Source organism: Alkalihalophilus sp. As8PL (assembly GCF_040939795.1).
In the GTDB taxonomy this organism is placed as follows: Bacteria; Bacillota; Bacilli; order Bacillales; family Bacillaceae_D; genus Alkalihalophilus; species Alkalihalophilus lindianensis.
This window is the reverse complement of sequence record NZ_CP162551.1, coordinates 2,311,483-2,328,748: the sequence shown is the minus strand read 5'-3', so window position 1 is coordinate 2,328,748 and position 17,266 is coordinate 2,311,483. Positions and strand designations below refer to the sequence as shown.

Sequence of the window (17,266 nt, the reverse complement as noted above, 5' to 3'; positions counted from 1 at the left end):
TTTAATGTTGTCTACATCTTCTCATACATCGAAATCATCTCATTTATCTCACCTATAGCTTGTACTTTTCCTCTTTTTAAAACTAATGCTCGATCACATATTTTCTTTAGAGGTCTGAGACTATGAGAAACGATGACGATGGTCTTTCCTTCTTTCTTTAATTCAATCATCTTATTGTAACATTTTTCTTTAAAGTCTTTATCTCCTACTGCTAATACTTCATCAACTAAAATAATGTCAGTTTCAATGTGCACGGCAATCGAAAACCCTAAGCGTGCCTTCATTCCTGATGAGTAGAACTTGATTGGCACATCTATATAATCTTCTAGTTCTGCAAATTCGACAATTTTAGGAAGAATTTCTTCAATCTTATCTTTCTTCAAACCATAGATCGCACAGTTTAATTTAATATTCTCAATACCAGACAAATCACGGCTTAATCCAGCACTTAACTCGATTAATGGCATAATCGTACCGTTTAACTCCACCGATCCTTTGTCTGGATAGATAACGCCTGAAATTACTTTGAACAACGTACTCTTTCCAGCTCCATTTTTCCCGATGATGGCATAGCCTTCCCCTTTTTCTACAGAGAAGGTTACATCATCTAAAGCCTGATACTGTTCATTTATTTTCTCCTTACGCATCATCGAGATCAGTCTACCTTTTAATGTTTTATCGTAAGGTTTCTTAAATAATTTATTTACATTTTTCACTTCAATTGCATTCAATTAAATCACTTCTCCCATTCTCCGACTCAACTTATCAAAGACTTTCCAACTGATCACTAGAAGGATGATGGTGAATCCAGCCGTGTACAAGAGATAATTCATGCCGATAAATTCCCCTCCATAAAACACATAGTGGTATAAGGAGATAATCGTCGCCATGGGGTTAATCATGTAAAGAGATAAATATTCTTCCGGGATTTTTGCGATTGGGTATAAGATTGGCGATAAATACATCCAACCTCTAATTCCCAAGCTACTAATAAATTCAACATCACGGAAGTAGACGTTAATACTTGCTAGCAATAATACAACCGCTAGAACAAATAGAAACTGAAGAACGATCGCTATAGGTAATGCCATAAGACCTTTAAATCCTACTCCTACACCTAAATAGAACGAATAGGCCGCTACTAATAAAAGCGAAATCGCTAAGTTCACTAAGTTAGTAGAGACAATCGTCAAAGGAAATAGCTGTCTTGGAAAATAAACCTTTTTAATTAGAGATGAATTTGAAGTAAGTGACTTTGTTCCTCTCATTACCGAGTGGTTCACAAACATCCATGGAATTAAACCGGAAAGTAAGAACAAGGAATAGTTCTCAATCCCAAAGCGTAGAATGATCGAAAATACAATCGTATAAATAATCATAAGACCTAGTGGCTCTAGTAGTGACCAAAAGTAACCAAGAGCTGTGTTACGGTACTTAATTTTGAGCTCCTTTTTTACTAAAAAGGCGAGCAACTGTTTATATTTAAAAATCTCAAGCATACTATCCTCAACCTATCATTATTAATTTTGGGCGTACTTCACTACTTGCGTAAAGTCCAATACTCTTTTTTAAAGTACGCAATAAATGAACCGAGTCCTCTAAAGAAATGCATACAAAAAAAGGCGAGCATGCATGGTATTAAATACGAAATACCCTTTTGTTTCGCTATTTGTAAACTAAAATAAACATCTAGTAACCCATACCCAATAATAGCTGTAAGCAGTAGTCCTAAAAAGGCTACATGAAAAAACGAACCAATAAATAACAATATACCCCCAATAAAGGCATACAGTGGTACTTTTTTAAATAAACTTAAAGAACCTGGTGTCATTCGATTAGCAATCATTGACCATGTGCCATCACCCATCGACTTATCAATAAGCCCCTTAAGTGAATCTCTCACATAGTAGGTAGAACGGATCGAGGTGGACATATAGAAAGTACCGCCTGCTTCTTCTACACGCTTGTGGAATTCAATGTCTTCATTTCGTTTAAGGTCTTCATTAAAATAACCAATTTTATCAAATACTTCTTTTTTATATGCACCATAGGGGACTGTCTCTACGAATCCTTCCCAATCAGATTGCATCGTACGAAATTTTGATCTGCCGACCCCAAAAGGATGCGAGTAGATATGTTCATTTACTTTACCCCAAAAACCTCTACCTTTCGAGATGATAATTCCGCCAACACAGGAAGCGTTTGGTTGCTTATTAATTGTAACCGAATAGCTTGTTAAAAAGTCTTTTGGAATATCTGTATGACCATCGATTCGTAAAATATAATTTCCGGCCGCAGCTTGAATGCCTAAATTCCATCCAGTGGGGAGAGTTTTCTTATCATTTTGAAAAACTTTTATCAACTTAGGATATTTTGCTACGTAAGAATGAACAATGTCTAATGTAGCATCCGTTGACATCCCGTCTACAATAATGATCTCCATTTGACCTTTCGGATAATCTTGATCAAGTATAGACTGAATAAGCCTCTCAATATACTTTTCTTCGTTACGTAATACGAGTAATACAGAGAAGAAAATTGAATGTGAGATTTGTTCCTTCATAATCATTTTCCTCACTAAAGAATAGATCTTCTTCCTATTCTTTTTTTAGATTTGCTAAGCTGTTGCATAGCTTTGATAATAGTACCTCATTCTTTTTTAGAAGTAAATAGAACCTACTAATAAGGAAAGAATTAGATCACACTCCCTCTTTAGATACAAAAACTACTTCTACTTTAGAAGAAGTAGCCAAGGTAGATTCTCTTTAATAATTATAATCAAATCGATTCTTACTATTTTTCACAACCTTTTTTATACCCTGTTATGATTTAAGTAAACTTCATCATTTGTAGGTTATTTCGACTAAACTAAACATATACTAAAATAAAGTATCTTCTCAAATTGTCATATATACCAACTTAAAAAAACAGATTTACTTGTAAAAATATGATAATGTATAGTAAGAATTAGATAAGGAGGATATTTATGAAATATCTCGTACATATCGGAATAATAATGTCCCTTCTACTAACCGGTTGTTCACAGTCCACTACAACGGAAGAAGAACCAATTAATGAAGACCCTGTTGTAGAGGAGATAAATGAACCAGAAGAAGAGTTAATTGAAGAAGACGAAATGACCGAAGAAGAAGAACCGTTTACTGAACCTGTCGAAGAAATTGAAGTAGAGGAAATCGAAGTAGAAGTTGACTCAGAGGAGGTAGTTGAAGAGACCGAATCAATCACAGAAGAAGAAACGGCTACTGATGCTGAAGAAACCGACCTCCCTATCAACTCTCCAAATGACCAAGAAGATACTTCTGATACACCACATGACAATCATATTACCCCTCCTACAGATTCAGTAGAAGACTCTGTGGAAGAGTTTGTAGATGGAAAGCTAACAGAAGAAGGTGCAATCAAAAGAGTTAAGAAATTCCTCGAGATTCAGAACTGGGAAGATGTTCACGTTGTAGTCGACCATGAAAGTGACGGGAAATACATTGTTCAAGTTTTCGATATAATGGGAAATGATGTTGGTCACACCATGACGCGCGGATGGTATACAGTAGATATTAATACGGGCGAAGTAAAAGAAATGTTGTAACGCTATAAAGCTTGATCGGTCAGAGAGCCGATTGAGCTTTTTTTGCAAGTTAATCTAGATCTACTAAATATTCACTCTCCCCTTCCCCTTTTCCGACAAATTATTTATAATAGTCCTTAGTATCATTTTCCTATTTTTCAAAAACACTCATTAACTGTTACAATAACTTATTTTGCGAAAGGTGGTTTAGTACCTATTGAAGAAAATATTATTTATATCGGTCATTATAGCTAGTTTAATTATCCTTGTGTTAAGTCGTGCAGCGTACCAGGAAAAATTAAATAACCTTTCCTCTAACGCTACTTCCCCGTCTGGAGTTGAGATTCCAGAAAACGAAGAGGCAAAGACACCTGAGGCTCCAACCCAAGAGACCAACCGTAATATCAAGGGAATCATAGGTAGCTGGTTTGATGACAATCCTGATAAAGAGGCTATTCATCTTACTTATTTCGGATCTGTTTCATTAGTGAATCAAGAAGATAAATCAACCAGTTGGCCTAACCTAGTATCAGACTCACTAAGCGAGCAGTTGGCCTCTATTGAGGTAAACGACAGTTTAATAGAAGTAGGACGATTGACCACAGACGTTGTTATTGAAGAAGGATATGTAGACGAAGTTATTGCAACGACTCCCGATATTATTCTATTCGAACCTTTTATCCTGAATAACAACGGAAATATATTCATTGAGGATTCATTAGAAATGACGGAATTGATTATGTCATCTTTTGAGCAATCATTACCAGATACAACCATTATTTTAATGCCACCGAACCCCTTATACGGAACTATTTTTTATCAAGAGCAGGTTAGCACACTTAAAACATTTGCAGACGAAAATGACTACCTATTCGCCAACCACTGGGAAGCTTGGCCTCCTACAGATAATGAAAATCTTGAGGACCATTTAACTGACGGCCGACCTAATACCGAAGGACACGAAATTTGGGCTAGTTATATGATCGACTACTTAATAACTGATTAAGAAGCAGAAGACAAGAGAAGCGTGATTAACATCATGCTTTTCTTTTTATTTTAAGGTAAGCCCTAATAACTTGAACCATCCTACTAGTGATAACCATAAAGGAAAACTAAAGACGACACCCCAAAATAAACCTACACCAAACCTACGTTCACCTTCCATTTAGTATCCCTCTTTCTTTCTGAATTACTTCTATTCTCGACTAGGGAGGGATAAGTTAAACATAAAATAGTATTAGGAGGTATAAGGATGCGCTTATTAGCATTAATAGGATGGCTCATTATTCTTTTTCTTTTTACATTCGTTGATGACTTACGTCTATTGGTCTACCATCAACAAATCACATTGAACCTGACTCGTCATCCTGACTTTTCGGAATTTGCGTCTTTATATTCCGTCGGGATAAGCGATCGTTTCTTAGCGATCGTTTCTTAATGATGCAGAAGATCGGTCACTTTTTTGGCTTTCTACTCCTCCCGTACTTTCTCGTGAAATATTTCAGGAATATTCATATCGCTCTTTTGTATTCGATCTTAATCGCGATATCGCGATATCTACTGAACTAATACAGCCTTTCTTTAATAGAAGCGGACGTATCATTGACATCTTCGTTAACGGTGCAGGAGTAGGGACCTTTTTATTCTTCTATCTGATAGTCCACCTTATCCGTATCACCACTTCTACCACCTCTTTAAATGAATCAAAATAAAAATGCGCATCGTCTTTTGTAGACGATGCGCATATATACGATTAATCCTAGTGTAAACGCTTAGCTCCTAAGTAACGAGGTGACCAGTAAGTGTTGCTCATGCTTGAAACTGTTACACCAGTTGATGATCCAGCGTGGATGAACTGGTTGTTTCCGATGTAGATCCCGTTATGAGATGGACCACTTTTGTACGTTTCAAAGAATACAAGGTCTCCAACTTGTGGATTTGATACAGATGTACCTGCATTCCATTGTTGTGCTGCAGTACGAGGAATTGAAATACCTTGGTTCCTGAATACATATTGAGTGAAACCACTACAGTCAAAACCTGATGTTGTTGTACCACCAAAACGATATGGTGTACCTGTTAGAGTTCTAGCAAATGATACTAGGCCTGACATATTGCCAGAGTTTGAGCTTGTGCTAGCAGTTGATGTGTTGCTTGATGAGCTAGTTGTTGCAGATGCTACTACTCCACTGCTTAATGCGTTAAACGTTTGTGGGCCTGCGATTCCGTCTGCTGAAAGTCCCATAGCTGATTGGAAACTACGAACACCACGTTGAGTAAGTGGGCCATATACGCCATCAATTGAAGAACTGAAGTGACCTTTGTCACGTAATTGTTGTTGTAATGAAGTTACTGCACTTCCTCTAGAACCTACACGTAGCACTCCGTTAGAAGACGCTGTTGATGTATTTGAGCTAGTAGATGCTGGTGCTTGTCCACCTGATACGCCAAGTGCGCGGAATGTTTGTGGGCCTGCAATACCATCTACTGATAGGTTGTTAGAAGCTTGGAATTGACGAACTGCATCACGAGTGATTGTTCCATAATAACCAGTTGCACGATCAAAGTTGAAATATCCTTTTGTTTGTAGAGCTTGTTGTAATTCAGTCACGTCACCGTGAGACATACCGAAACGAAGTGTTTGGTCTCCTAATGCTGCATCTGATACACTTGGGTTTGCTAATAAAAGTCCTGCCGCTACTAATGACGTTAGTAATACCTTTTTCATAATTATAATTTCCTCCTATATAATGTCTCTTACTCTTCTATTTGAGTATGTATGTCGTACTATTTATGGGCTGCGTTGATTAGCTTTAAATGTTATTTCATAGAATAAAAGATTTACTTGTTTGTTTTTCACTTTCTACATACTAGCAAACTTTATTTTGATTCGACGAATTATTACATAGATGTAATATAAAATAGGATTTTTTACCTAGTTTAATCTCTATAAAATCGGATATAGACGGTATAAGTGCACTTATATAAAGGACTTAATACCTATTATCTATGCTACAAATAATGAAATGTTACAGAAAAACAACATGAATAAGCTAGAATCGGTCGAATCTATTGGTACAAAGTGATTTGTGATGATTTCATTTTGTAATATACTCCCTTTTCACAAAAAAACAGACAGTCACATGAGGTCCTACCCTCACGTGACTGTCTGTTTTTTCCTGCTACTAAATGTTTAATCTATCTATTTTTTCTTTATATTTTCTTTATATCTTTTCTCCGTTTACAAACGACCTTAGAATCGTAGCAATTTCTTCTACAAGTTGTTTTGATGTTAAATCTGATGTTTCGCTACCTTTTTTATGCGTCTGTTTAAGGAGCTCTTTTAACTGCTCTTGCGAAAACGCCCCCATGCTCCTGCTCCTTTCGACATAATCACTGTTCGTTCTATTATAATCTATTCATACAAAATTGTACTATTTTTTGTATGTAAGTAGAAGTGACAGAACTTTAAAACCTACCAATACTAACAAATCAGGTAATAAGTAACTATTTTAAATTTTATTGTTGGTATTCGACCTTTTACGACAATATAACCAATTTATAAGTAGTATAATAGACACTGTTTTAAAATACCAACATAGAACGAAAGGAGCAAGCAATGAAATTTTGTAAAGAATGTGGAAGTTCGCTTGAAGGAAGTAAACAATTTTGTCCAGAATGTGGTACCCCCATTGGTGCAGAACAAATAAATAATGGAGGAAATAAGAAAGAAGAAACGACTTACACCCAATCTGTAACTAATCCAACTCCTCAGAAGAAGCCTTTGACCAAAAAACAAAAAATATCGGCTATCAGTAGCTTAGTTGCAGCTATTTTATTGTTTATTGGTTTTCAAGTAGGTGCTACCGTTACTGATAAAGATCGAAAAATCGAGAAATTTGGTGAAGCTATTCTTGAGGGTAATAGTTCAAGAGTTATGAATATGCTTCATTCCGATGACCCGCGCCTTGAAATCACCGAGGAACGAGTTAATAATTTACTAACCTTTATTAATAATAACCCTTCTTATTATTCTGCGGTAATGGATTCCCTGAAGGCTCAATCTCAATTCGTTAATAATGAAGGAGAACATGATGAATTCTATGACTATTACTCTGAGAATATTTTCTACTTACAAAACTCAGGAAAAACTGCACTTATCTATGATCGTTACGATATTACAGTAGTCCCTTTTTTCATCGAAATTGAAACCAATTACAGTGATGCCGTCATCTCGATAAATGACGAGGAAATCGCTGTTTCTGATAGTGAAGAATTTTACCTTGAATACGGTCCCGTTATGCCAGGAGTCTACAATGTTAAATCCCAGTATTCCAATGAATACACACTACTAGAAAGTAGTACTAAACTTGAGTTAGTGAGTCCTTACTACAGTGATTCATATGCTAACCTCTATCTTAGTGGTGACTACATAACTATTAACTCAGATTACAGTCAACTAGCTACTGACGCCACTCTCTTCATTAATGGAGAAGAAGTAGATTTTGATTTAAATGATCATGTAGGTCCTCTTTCAGTCGATGGAGAACTAAGCGTCTACGCAGTTCTTAATTTCCCTTGGGGAGAAGTCAAAACCGAAGAGTCCGCTATTTTTGGGAATGTGAACCTTGCATTAGAATCACCTTTCACAGAAGGTCTAAAAGATGAGCTTAGTGACTCCCTTTTTGAGTATGCACATGATTGGGCAAATGCGTATTCCAGCCTTGATGAATCACAGTTTTCGAATGTAACCCCTCATTATTTAGAGTATGTCACGAATGACTTTTCACGATTGCAACAAAATGAGCGCATTTGGGTTGGTGAGTTCGTTAAAGCCATCTTTGATTTGGATAGCTTTGACCTCTCAACTAATTATGAAGGAGAGTATGTTGCGACGGTCAACACTAGCCTCTACTTCGACTCAGTGACCGTTTCTACTGATACTGATGAATTTGAAACCGAACTAAGTGAAAACAGATGGAAATATTACTTACTTTATAACGAGGAAAGCCGTGAATGGTTAGTTAATGACTATTCTAGCTTATACTCTGTCAGTCACGACAATGCGAAAGAATTGGTAGCAAAGAACGACTAATGAATAAAAATTAAAGGAGAGATTGGAATATGAATTGTACTCAATGTGGTAACCCACTTCAACCAGGTTCAAAGTTTTGTACTAGCTGTGGATCACCGGTGAATATTGAGGTGGCTGCAACCACTCAAGCTACTGCGACAGCCCAACAACCCGCTACAAATCTTCAAGATAATGAATATGTGAAACAAGGTAAACAAATTGGTCAACAATTTCTTGGATTTGCGCTAACTGCTTTAAAAGGTCCAATGAATGCGAGTCGCCAAGTTACGAGTCAAGATAAAGTAAATGGTATCATTACATTACTTTTATTTGCTTTTCTCATGCCTCTATTCTCATACACAGCGATTAAAGGAATAGGAGGAGGATTTGTTCGTCCTTCCTTTGGTGATACTGTGATGCAGCCGTTCTTTATCCTGGCTATTTTCTTGACTACTCTTGTTGCTGTTATGTTTGCGGTGACAAAGATGATGAAGGTGAATCTTACATTTTTTGATATACTCGCTCGTTATGCAACCTTCATGATTGTTCCTGTTGCGCTATTAGCATTATCCGTTCTATTCTCGGCTATCTCGGTCTACGTGTTCGGCTTCTTGCTCTTTATTCTAGCGATGTTCGCATTCTTTGTAGCATCTATTTCAACTTTACATTCTGTAAAAGAAAAGCACGAAGCTGGACTAGATGTCTACTATGGCATCATCACTACTAATATTGTTATGTTTATTATTTTATTAATCATCGGAGATAGCATTGTAGGAAGTTTAATTGATCAAATTTCGAACGAATTGTGGTTTATGTTTTAATTAATTGAGAAGCTTCCTGTAAAGTCATAGCAGGAAGCTTCTTTTTTATAGAGAACTACTTATTGAATAGATTATTAACATCTTCTTTACATTGCCATCATAGTCTATTTACATAGAGATGTTACGGTTAGCGTGTAGGAATCATAAGCATAAGGAGATGATGTTTATGTATTATGAGAAGGGTTTTACTGTTGCTGTGTTTTATGGAATTCTGATCAGCCTACCTTTTTGGTTAGCACTTGCTAGTTGTTGGTATTTCCTCATGAAATAAAGACCGCACAATGCTTCACTCTCGAATCAAACACTAATATCTCCCTTTATAAGGGTTAAAGCTTATTAAAAAGCCCTCTGACCAAAATGATCAAAGAGCCCCCATCTAACCCTACATATCCACATGATACCCATCCATCTTATCTACTATTTCCTGAGATGGTTTTTTACTAAAAGAAGAGACAACATACATCGATACTAAAGACATCGGAAGAGCAATCAAGATCTCCGAATTATACGGCATCGTGAAAAAGAGAAAGCAGATTAAAAAGCTAATCGAGCCTACCAGTAATCCTACAATAGCACCTATACGAGTGGACCGCTTCCACCAAATCCCCAGCACCATTGGACTAAATAGACTGGATACCATGAAGCCGACTGCTGCTGTGTAGAGCACGATCAGAAAGGCTGGTGGATTCAATGATAGTACCATCACCACTAAACCTACCACCCATGTAAATCCCATTGACACTTTCACAATTCGTTCCCGACTCGCATTCGGATTGATGACGCCCTTATACAAATCATATGAGAAAGCACTACTAACAGCTAAAAGCAAAGCATCCGTTGAGGACATGACGGCTGCCATAATACCTGCTGTAATAATCCCAAGTAGAACGGGACCGAAAAATTGATCAGCAATCAATAGTAGCCACATATCAGGTGCATAGTTTGCTAGCATCGCCGCATCCATCGTTGGAATATATGGTACCACCACAAGACCTACCCCGATCATCAAGATCCCAAAAAGAAGCATACTGATGTTTAATGATAGTTTGGCCGAACGAGCATTTGTTGCCGTAAAGATCCGCATGACAAGATGCGGTGTGACACAAACAGCTGTCGCCCAAGTCACAAAGGCACCGATATAGGCTGCTACAGGAAGGGTTGCTCCAACGACACCCAGTGCAGGATTCTCACTAGTAGCATTCACAAAAAAGCTCGCCCAATCAATGGGTAGATTCACAATACCTGCAATGACGACTGACGAGATTAAAAAGACCATCATCGCTCCTTGGAGAATATTCGTCCACGTCACTGCTAACATCCCACCAAGTGATACATAGAAAATAAACACGAGCACGATGATAACAAGCCCCCACTCATACGATAAGCCCGTTACATAAGAGGCGATTAATCCGCCTGCTGTCATTTGCGACATTAAGTACATCGCCGATCCTATGATAATGACCACCGGTACTGCTATTTTGAAAAACAATCCGCCGTATCGATCATTGAGAAACTCTGATACCGTGAATTTCTGTGAGTTTCGGAGTGGCTTGGCGACTAAGACACTGGCAACCGTGAATCCCACAATAGAACCAGCACACATCCATGCTAAAAATGGAAAGCCTAAATTCCAGATCGTCCCGGCCCCCGCCATGAACGACCCTCCACTACCTAAGGCAGCTAACATCGCCAGAGAATTGACACCCGTCCCAATCTTACGGCCCGCAACATAGTAGTCTTCTATCCCAGTCTGAGATTGCGAGATACGCCGTTGACTATAGATTCCAATGACAATCAGAAAGAGTAAATACACAACCATGATCGAAAGCTCAACCGTCTTCAATACAACTCCCCCTTGGATTCCTTACGTATCTAGTGACTGTTTCCTATCAGCAGTTACCTTCGTCTCTTTGTTTTGCATAATTAAATAGATCGCGATCACCGGCGCAAGGATGTGCAAGCCATAGGCGCCCCACGCTTGTAACGTAATATTCATGATCATCACGTCATAGCTCCACGGTAAAAAGAAGATCACTGCATAGATGATAATCGCGCTAAGAAAGATGCCCTCACTTTTCGGTAGACGGTACCAGTTTCCCATTACACCTCACTACCTTCCTTTAGTAAACGTCTTAGTACTTTTCCTGAGCTCGTTGCAGGTAATTGACTACGAAACTCAACAAAACGAGGGTATTTATAAGCAGCCATTTTCTCTTTTGACCATTTAATAATCGCATCCTCTGTCACTTCATTCGCTCGAGACGCTTGTGGAACGACATAAGCTTTGACACTCTCACCCCGCACCTCGTCGGGCACTCCGACTACAGCAACTTGAGCAATCGCTGGGTGCTCCATCAACATCGCTTCGACATCTTCAGGAAAGACGCTATACCCCGAGCTTTTAATCATTTCTTTTACTCGGCCACTAAAGAATAAGTAGCCATCTTCACTAAAATAACCAATGTCCCCTGTATGAACCCAGCCATCACGTAAAGTCTCTCTTGTCGCATCCGGGCGATTCCAGTATCCTTTGAACACTCCCGGGCTTTTGATCACGATCTCACCTGACTTGCCAACAGGCTGATCCTCACCCGTTTCCATCTGCACGATGCGGATGTCGGTATTAAATACCGGAATGCCGCAGCTTCCAAACTTCACTTTATCAGCCGGCATAAAGGTATCGCATGTATGAGTCTCACTCAGTCCATATGAAGCTTCATACATCTCACATCCACCGGTTGCATCCTTCCATCTCTCGGCAAGCTCTGCGGTCACAGGAATACCAAAGCTCGTAGCTAAATTCCGTCTTAACGAGCCTAATTTTCTTTCTTTTAAGCCTGGATACTGCAAGAGACCGGCATTCATCGGAGCGACACTATACCATAAACTGACCTGATATTTTTCAATCGCTGTTAACACGGCCTCTGGCTCAAATTTTGTTAGCAACACACAGGTCGTGCCTGAATAGACGGGGATATTGACGCCCATAACCATTCCTGCAATATGACATAACGGCATCACCGCAAGCCAAACGTCATCAGGCCTTGCTCCATTCGTCTCAACAGCCGCTGCCGTTTTAAATAAAGCGTTTTCAAAAGTGAGCATAGCCCCTTTCGGTCGCCCTGTTGTCCCTGAGGTAAACACCAATAACGACACATCTTCACTCACGTCAAACGAACGATTTAAAGCAGTCGTTGGATACTCCTTTAAAATATCGTCTAAGTCATAGGTCTCACTGAACACACGCTTATCAAACAGGCAATCATTCGGAAACGCATAAGGCCTCTCGCTCGGCAAATAGTCTCCATAATTCGTGGTCACAACGACTTCAAGAGAAGGTGTATGCCCTCGTATCCCTTCCACTCGGGCATATAATTCATCGGCACTGATGACGACTCGCATACCGGATTCATTGATTAGATACTCAAGCTCGGTTTCTTTGTACATTGGGTTTAACGGACAGACGATCGCCCCAAGTTTCTGCGCTCCGTAATGCGCGACGATATATTGCGGACAATTTTGCATGAACAGGCCAACGCGATCACCACGCTCTACTCCCTTTTCAACTAAGAAGTTGGCAAATTGATTACTAGAGTCGTTGAGTTCCTGCCAGGTAATCTCGCGCCCATAGTAGAGGTAAGCAATCTGATCGGGTCTATTTTTCGCATGATCTTCTAAGTAATGATGAAGTGGCTTCTTCCCTAAACGATACGTTAACTCTTTCGGCACATCCTCCGGCCAATTTTGCATCCATACATTTTCCATGCTTCGCACCCTCCTTGGATATTAAAAGCTTGTCGGCCAATTGGCTAATAAACGTTTGCTTTTTGAACCATTATTGACACAGGCATACTCGAGCATTTGGCATAAGTACTTTCTTGTATCACGCGGGTCGATCACATCATCGATCATGAATTTCCCTGCCGCCTTATACGGCGAGCTATCAAAGCCCCAGGTTTTCAGCAACTCCTCACGCGCTTGTTTTGGATCTTCTGCCTCCATCAACTTACGACCGTAGACAACGTTCACTCCTACTTCCGGTCCGGTAAAATTAATCTCCGCACTCGGCCACGCCACCACAGAGTCTGCTCCCATCGTTGGTCCGCACATATTTCCATACGCTGCGCCAATACTTTTGCGTATCACAACCGAAAGCTTTGGTACCGTCGCTCTCGCTAACGCTTGATTCCACTGCATAATCTTACTTGGCACCTTCTTTTTCTCAGCCGAGCTGCTTACTCGAAAGCCAGGAATATCATGCAAGAAGACAAGCGGGATATGGAAGGAATCACATAAGCAAATGAAATCCGTTGCCTTATCGCATTCTTCAGGACCACTCGAGCCGGCGAACATCATCGGCTGATTGGCAATTACACCGACTACTTGACCATTTAAGTGAGCAAGAGCCGTAATTAAAGATCGTCCAAATAAAGGCTTCAACTCAAAAAACTCACCATCATCGACGATCATGCCAATTAGCCTTTTCATGTCATACGCTCTCGTCCTTCTCGTTGGGACAAAGTCGATTGCTTCATCTAAACGCCGATTCGGATCATCCTTCGTTTCCTTCTTCGGTGGCTCTTGGTCGGCATTAAGGGGCATGTAGCGAAAGAATGCCTTCATCGCCTCAATCGCATCTTCCTCCGAGTCAGATACATGATCGGTTTGCCCCGTCGTCTCGGCATGAACCTTCCAACCACCTAGCTCCTCCGGTGTAATCTTCTCGCCAGTAGCCATCTCAAGCATTCTTGGACCCGCTACCGCCATGCAGCTCCCCTTTACTTGCGTGACAAAATCGGATGAGACAGCAAGCCAAGTCGGTCCACCGTAACTATCACCTAGAATACTGGAGATCATCGGTACCTTACGACCAATCGTTAGGAGATTTTGCGGAAACAATTTGTCACTAATCCCGTCTGATCCCATTCCGTCAGGCATCCGTAGCCCGCCGCCTTCTCCAAGGTTAAAAATAGGGAAGCCGCGCTTTAGAGCGTAATCATGCAATGCCTCTGACTTCTTAATATGAACGGATCCTTCCGTGCCAGCAAACACCGTCTTATCAATCGCCTCAACGACCACAGGACGCCCGTCTATTTTCCCAAGCCCGCAAATAATCCCATCACCGGCGCTTTTTTGTTCAGCACCAGGAAACTCTGAGTGACTAAGACCGCCGATTTCTAGAAAACTACCTGGATCTAGTAACTTCTCAATCCGCTCTCTTGCTGTATAAAAGCCGGATTGATGGTGGCGATCAATCTTCTCTTTTCCCCCCATTAACCTCGCTCTTTCTCTTCTTTTCTCCAAGTCTTCTAGTAGTTGATCCATCGTGATTTCCTCTTGCATCGTAATCCCTTCCTTCTTGCAAATTAGTTACAAACTCTGCTCCATTTGTATCGATTGATCGCTTGCAATAAGAACGCAAATTGAAAGCGAGGGTGCTTGGTGATCTGCCATGGCTTCGTCTGACAGCTCTTGTTGAAATGAGTGAGCACCTGGGCTAACAGTTTCGAATCCTTGTACTTAATCGTTAAAAACGTGACTCCTTCAAAATGCTTACGACTACCGACAATCCCTGAAAAGAATCGAGTGAGGGGATCACCTGAAACATAGATTAACGTAATCACTAACTTGTCGGTCTCTAGTTCAATGCTATTATGCTTTGAATCGTACATATAAACAGGGGGCAAGACCTTCTCTTCAAATGACATCTCTGCTTCCCTCAACACACCCTTAAATAGCTGAGCAGCTTCCTTTTGCCCAATCCCCACATACGCTTCCCACTGATTGCGATTAAACGATAACAATTCTCCTCCCTCCCCTATTCAACGGATATCTTTAGCCCTTCAAACTCTCTGATCCGCTCTCTAATATCCTCTGGAATAGGCTTAGACTTACCTGTTTCAAGATCAAAACACACTTGAACAGCCTCTGCCTGAATCAAGAGCTCATCCCCTCTTTTGATCGCAAACTCACAATTCATGCTCGATCTGCCCATTTTCACGACACGGCAATGAATATCAAGAAGATCATCTAGTTTTGCTGGAGAAAGATAATCAAGTGTGACCCTCCTTAAGACGAGATCGAATATATTTCTCTCTGCTAACTCGAGCCAGTTTGGGCCAATCACCTTGCGATAATATTCCGTCACCGCAACGTCAATATAGGTTAAGTAATGCGCATTAAAGACAATCTTTTGCCCATCAATTTCCGAATAGCGAACTCGAATTGGATGTGAAAAGTTAAAATGAGTGATAAGTACCCTCTCCCCTCTTTTTATTATACTAACCAGTTAGTATGTTTTGTTCATAAAATAACACAAGCTATTACTACTAAGTATTCGTCTGGATGATTTGTTATGACGGATAGAGTGAAAATCACAGGAGATATTCTTGAGGTAGATGATGGATGGGGTTTCTATTTTCATCCTAGCATCATGTACTAAGATAAGCAACACAAAAACTGAATATTCAGTACTTTATTGGAGGACATTGATGATTTCATGCGCCACTACTTCTAATCGCTTCTTTGTATTTTCAAGACCAAGCTGCGGACTTGTGATACCATCTCTAGTTAGCTGTTCCGCCACAGAATAAATAGGTCGCCCATTGATGTCTACTTTTATTTGATTAAGGGATCGAAGTCCAAGGTGACGAATGCTGATTACTTTTACTCCCTCACGTAACCGGGCCGTGTTAGCTAGTGTGTTAACTGCGAGGGTTGCTCGTTGACCAGAGCAAATGATTACCTTCTCTACTCCGTTTAATTCCTGTTCTAGGCGAGAAAGGTTTTCTTCTGATAGGACCTCTTTGATTGTAGCCTCTGTACGACCGGTGAGTTGGCGGTATTCGACCTTGCTCCATGCATTAGTGATCGTAATCGCCTCTCGTGACCACTCTGTCACTTCTCTAAAATGTGAGTTGAGGATGAATAATAGTTGATGTAAATTCGTTCCTGTTCTGCCTGCCGCAGGTCTATTCGCTGCTTCCTCCGCAGCTCCTGGACATGAGAACACAAATGCTACATCGTTTTTAACTCCTTTTTGAAAATGACACATGTCTATGCTCCCCCCTCTCCTCTTACCTTCTCTTACTATGTGCAAAGGGTATAAGCAGCTATACCCTTTTTCTCTTTATTGTTTGGGCGATGAGATACATCCCAATTCCGACACTAGCACCGGCACTATCAATCAACACATCGGTTACTTCTCCACTTCGTCCTGGAACAAATAACTGGTGAACCTCATCTGATATCGCATACAGCACACAAATAGTGAGAGCAAGCAAGACTCTGCGATAGCCAGTAGGACGGCGACCTCTTAAGGCATGGATGACGAGTATTCCTAAGATCAAATAAGCAAAGAAATGCGCCCCTTTTCGGATGATCAAATGGAGCATATCGAGATGCTGATGAATCGTTGGAACGACGATTTCAACTACGGCTACGATCCACTCCATGATCCCACTACTTAACTCCGCCGACTTTGTTGCTGGTTGATGCGACAAATAAAAGATCAGCGCCATCCAGAGGAAGACACTCACCCATGACCATGTATGTTTAACAAGCATATTGCCCGAACTCCTTCAATTCTTCGATCCTACTAAAATACCATCATTTTGCCAAAATGACTATCCTTGGTGGGCTCATTTTGACAATATCACTAGAGCAAAACGTGAAAATGGACCATTCTCTTCTCTTCATTTTGCTGTTTTGCCTAGATGCGTCTCTCACTTATCCGCTGTACGCTTACCCTACCGCGGAATACACAGAAGCGCTTCTGACTAAGGA

At 40.2% G+C, this 17,266-nt stretch carries 18 protein-coding genes; 5 read left to right on the top strand and 13 right to left on the bottom strand.

The window, feature by feature from the left end:
• Window positions 1-11: 11 nt before the first annotated feature.
• From AB3N04_RS13265 to AB3N04_RS13255, 3 genes are read right to left on the bottom strand one after another with little or no spacing between them, the layout of a single operon-like run.
• Window positions 12-731, bottom strand: a complete 720-nt coding sequence (locus tag AB3N04_RS13265) for an ABC transporter ATP-binding protein (RefSeq protein WP_368503222.1) — start codon at window positions 729-731, stop codon at window positions 12-14.
• Complete coding sequence (locus tag AB3N04_RS13260) at window positions 732-1,499, bottom strand: ABC transporter permease (protein ID WP_368503221.1); 768 nt, start codon at window positions 1,497-1,499, stop codon at window positions 732-734. It lies immediately after the preceding gene.
• 41 nt (window positions 1,500-1,540) lie between these two features.
• Complete coding sequence (locus tag AB3N04_RS13255; protein ID WP_368503220.1) at window positions 1,541-2,563, bottom strand: glycosyltransferase family 2 protein; 1,023 nt, start codon at window positions 2,561-2,563, stop codon at window positions 1,541-1,543.
• Window positions 2,564-2,986: 423 nt separating this feature from the next.
• Between AB3N04_RS13255 and AB3N04_RS13250 the strand changes: the two genes are divergently transcribed.
• From AB3N04_RS13250 to AB3N04_RS13240, 3 genes are all read left to right on the top strand, one after another.
• Window positions 2,987-3,607: a hypothetical protein gene (locus tag AB3N04_RS13250; RefSeq protein WP_368503219.1), complete on the top strand. Its 621-nt coding sequence runs from the start codon at window positions 2,987-2,989 to the stop codon at window positions 3,605-3,607.
• A 196-nt stretch (window positions 3,608-3,803) separates the two neighbouring features.
• A complete protein-coding gene (locus AB3N04_RS13245) occupies window positions 3,804-4,592 on the top strand; it encodes a hypothetical protein (RefSeq protein WP_368503218.1) in 789 nt (262 codons plus the stop codon).
• Window positions 4,593-4,838: 246 nt separating this feature from the next.
• Window positions 4,839-5,024 carry a hypothetical protein gene (locus AB3N04_RS13240; RefSeq protein WP_368503217.1) on the top strand — a complete coding sequence of 62 codons (186 nt, stop codon included), beginning with the start codon at window positions 4,839-4,841 and terminating at the stop codon, window positions 5,022-5,024.
• Window positions 5,025-5,345: 321 nt separating this feature from the next.
• Here AB3N04_RS13240 and AB3N04_RS13235 read toward each other — a convergent pair whose 3' ends face one another.
• The gene (locus AB3N04_RS13235; protein WP_368503216.1) at window positions 5,346-6,314 is read right to left on the bottom strand and encodes a peptidoglycan-binding protein; all 969 of its coding nucleotides are present in this window, start codon (window positions 6,312-6,314) and stop codon (window positions 5,346-5,348) included.
• Window positions 6,315-6,810: 496 nt separating this feature from the next.
• Entirely contained in the window at window positions 6,811-6,957 is a 147-nt protein-coding gene (locus tag AB3N04_RS13230) for a hypothetical protein (RefSeq protein ID WP_368503215.1), read from the bottom strand.
• A 248-nt stretch (window positions 6,958-7,205) separates the two neighbouring features.
• Here AB3N04_RS13230 and AB3N04_RS13225 point away from each other — a divergent pair, with 248 nt between their 5' ends.
• Window positions 7,206-8,681: a zinc ribbon domain-containing protein gene (locus tag AB3N04_RS13225; RefSeq protein WP_368503214.1), complete on the top strand. Its 1,476-nt coding sequence runs from the start codon at window positions 7,206-7,208 to the stop codon at window positions 8,679-8,681.
• 29 nt (window positions 8,682-8,710) lie between these two features.
• Window positions 8,711-9,481, top strand: a complete 771-nt coding sequence (locus AB3N04_RS13220; protein WP_368503213.1) for a zinc ribbon domain-containing protein — start codon at window positions 8,711-8,713, stop codon at window positions 9,479-9,481.
• 382 nt (window positions 9,482-9,863) lie between these two features.
• Here the strand turns inward: AB3N04_RS13220 and AB3N04_RS13215 are convergent, their stop codons facing one another.
• The 8 genes from AB3N04_RS13215 to AB3N04_RS13180 form a co-directional block, all read right to left on the bottom strand.
• Window positions 9,864-11,324, bottom strand: coding sequence for a sodium:solute symporter (locus AB3N04_RS13215; RefSeq protein WP_368503212.1), 1,461 nt, complete (start codon window positions 11,322-11,324; stop codon window positions 9,864-9,866).
• A gap of 21 nt (window positions 11,325-11,345) precedes the next feature.
• On the bottom strand, window positions 11,346-11,582 hold the full coding sequence (locus AB3N04_RS13210; RefSeq protein WP_368503211.1) for a hypothetical protein: 237 nt from the start codon (window positions 11,580-11,582) through the stop codon (window positions 11,346-11,348).
• On the bottom strand, window positions 11,582-13,246 hold the full coding sequence (locus AB3N04_RS13205) for a class I adenylate-forming enzyme family protein (protein WP_368503210.1): 1,665 nt from the start codon (window positions 13,244-13,246) through the stop codon (window positions 11,582-11,584). Before AB3N04_RS13205 ends, AB3N04_RS13210 begins: the two co-directional genes overlap by 1 nt.
• A 21-nt stretch (window positions 13,247-13,267) precedes the next feature.
• A complete protein-coding gene (locus AB3N04_RS13200) occupies window positions 13,268-14,824 on the bottom strand; it encodes an acyl-CoA carboxylase subunit beta (protein ID WP_368503209.1) in 1,557 nt (518 codons plus the stop codon).
• Between the two features lie 23 nt (window positions 14,825-14,847).
• On the bottom strand, window positions 14,848-15,285 hold the full coding sequence (locus AB3N04_RS13195; RefSeq protein WP_368503208.1) for a hypothetical protein: 438 nt from the start codon (window positions 15,283-15,285) through the stop codon (window positions 14,848-14,850).
• 14 nt (window positions 15,286-15,299) lie between these two features.
• On the bottom strand, window positions 15,300-15,671 hold the full coding sequence (locus tag AB3N04_RS13190; protein ID WP_368506047.1) for an acyl-CoA thioesterase: 372 nt from the start codon (window positions 15,669-15,671) through the stop codon (window positions 15,300-15,302).
• 285 nt (window positions 15,672-15,956) lie between these two features.
• The gene (locus AB3N04_RS13185; protein ID WP_368503207.1) at window positions 15,957-16,535 is read right to left on the bottom strand and encodes a hypothetical protein; all 579 of its coding nucleotides are present in this window, start codon (window positions 16,533-16,535) and stop codon (window positions 15,957-15,959) included.
• Window positions 16,536-16,593: 58 nt separating this feature from the next.
• A complete protein-coding gene (locus AB3N04_RS13180; protein ID WP_368503206.1) occupies window positions 16,594-17,046 on the bottom strand; it encodes a VanZ family protein in 453 nt (150 codons plus the stop codon).
• Window positions 17,047-17,266: the final 220 nt, after the last annotated feature.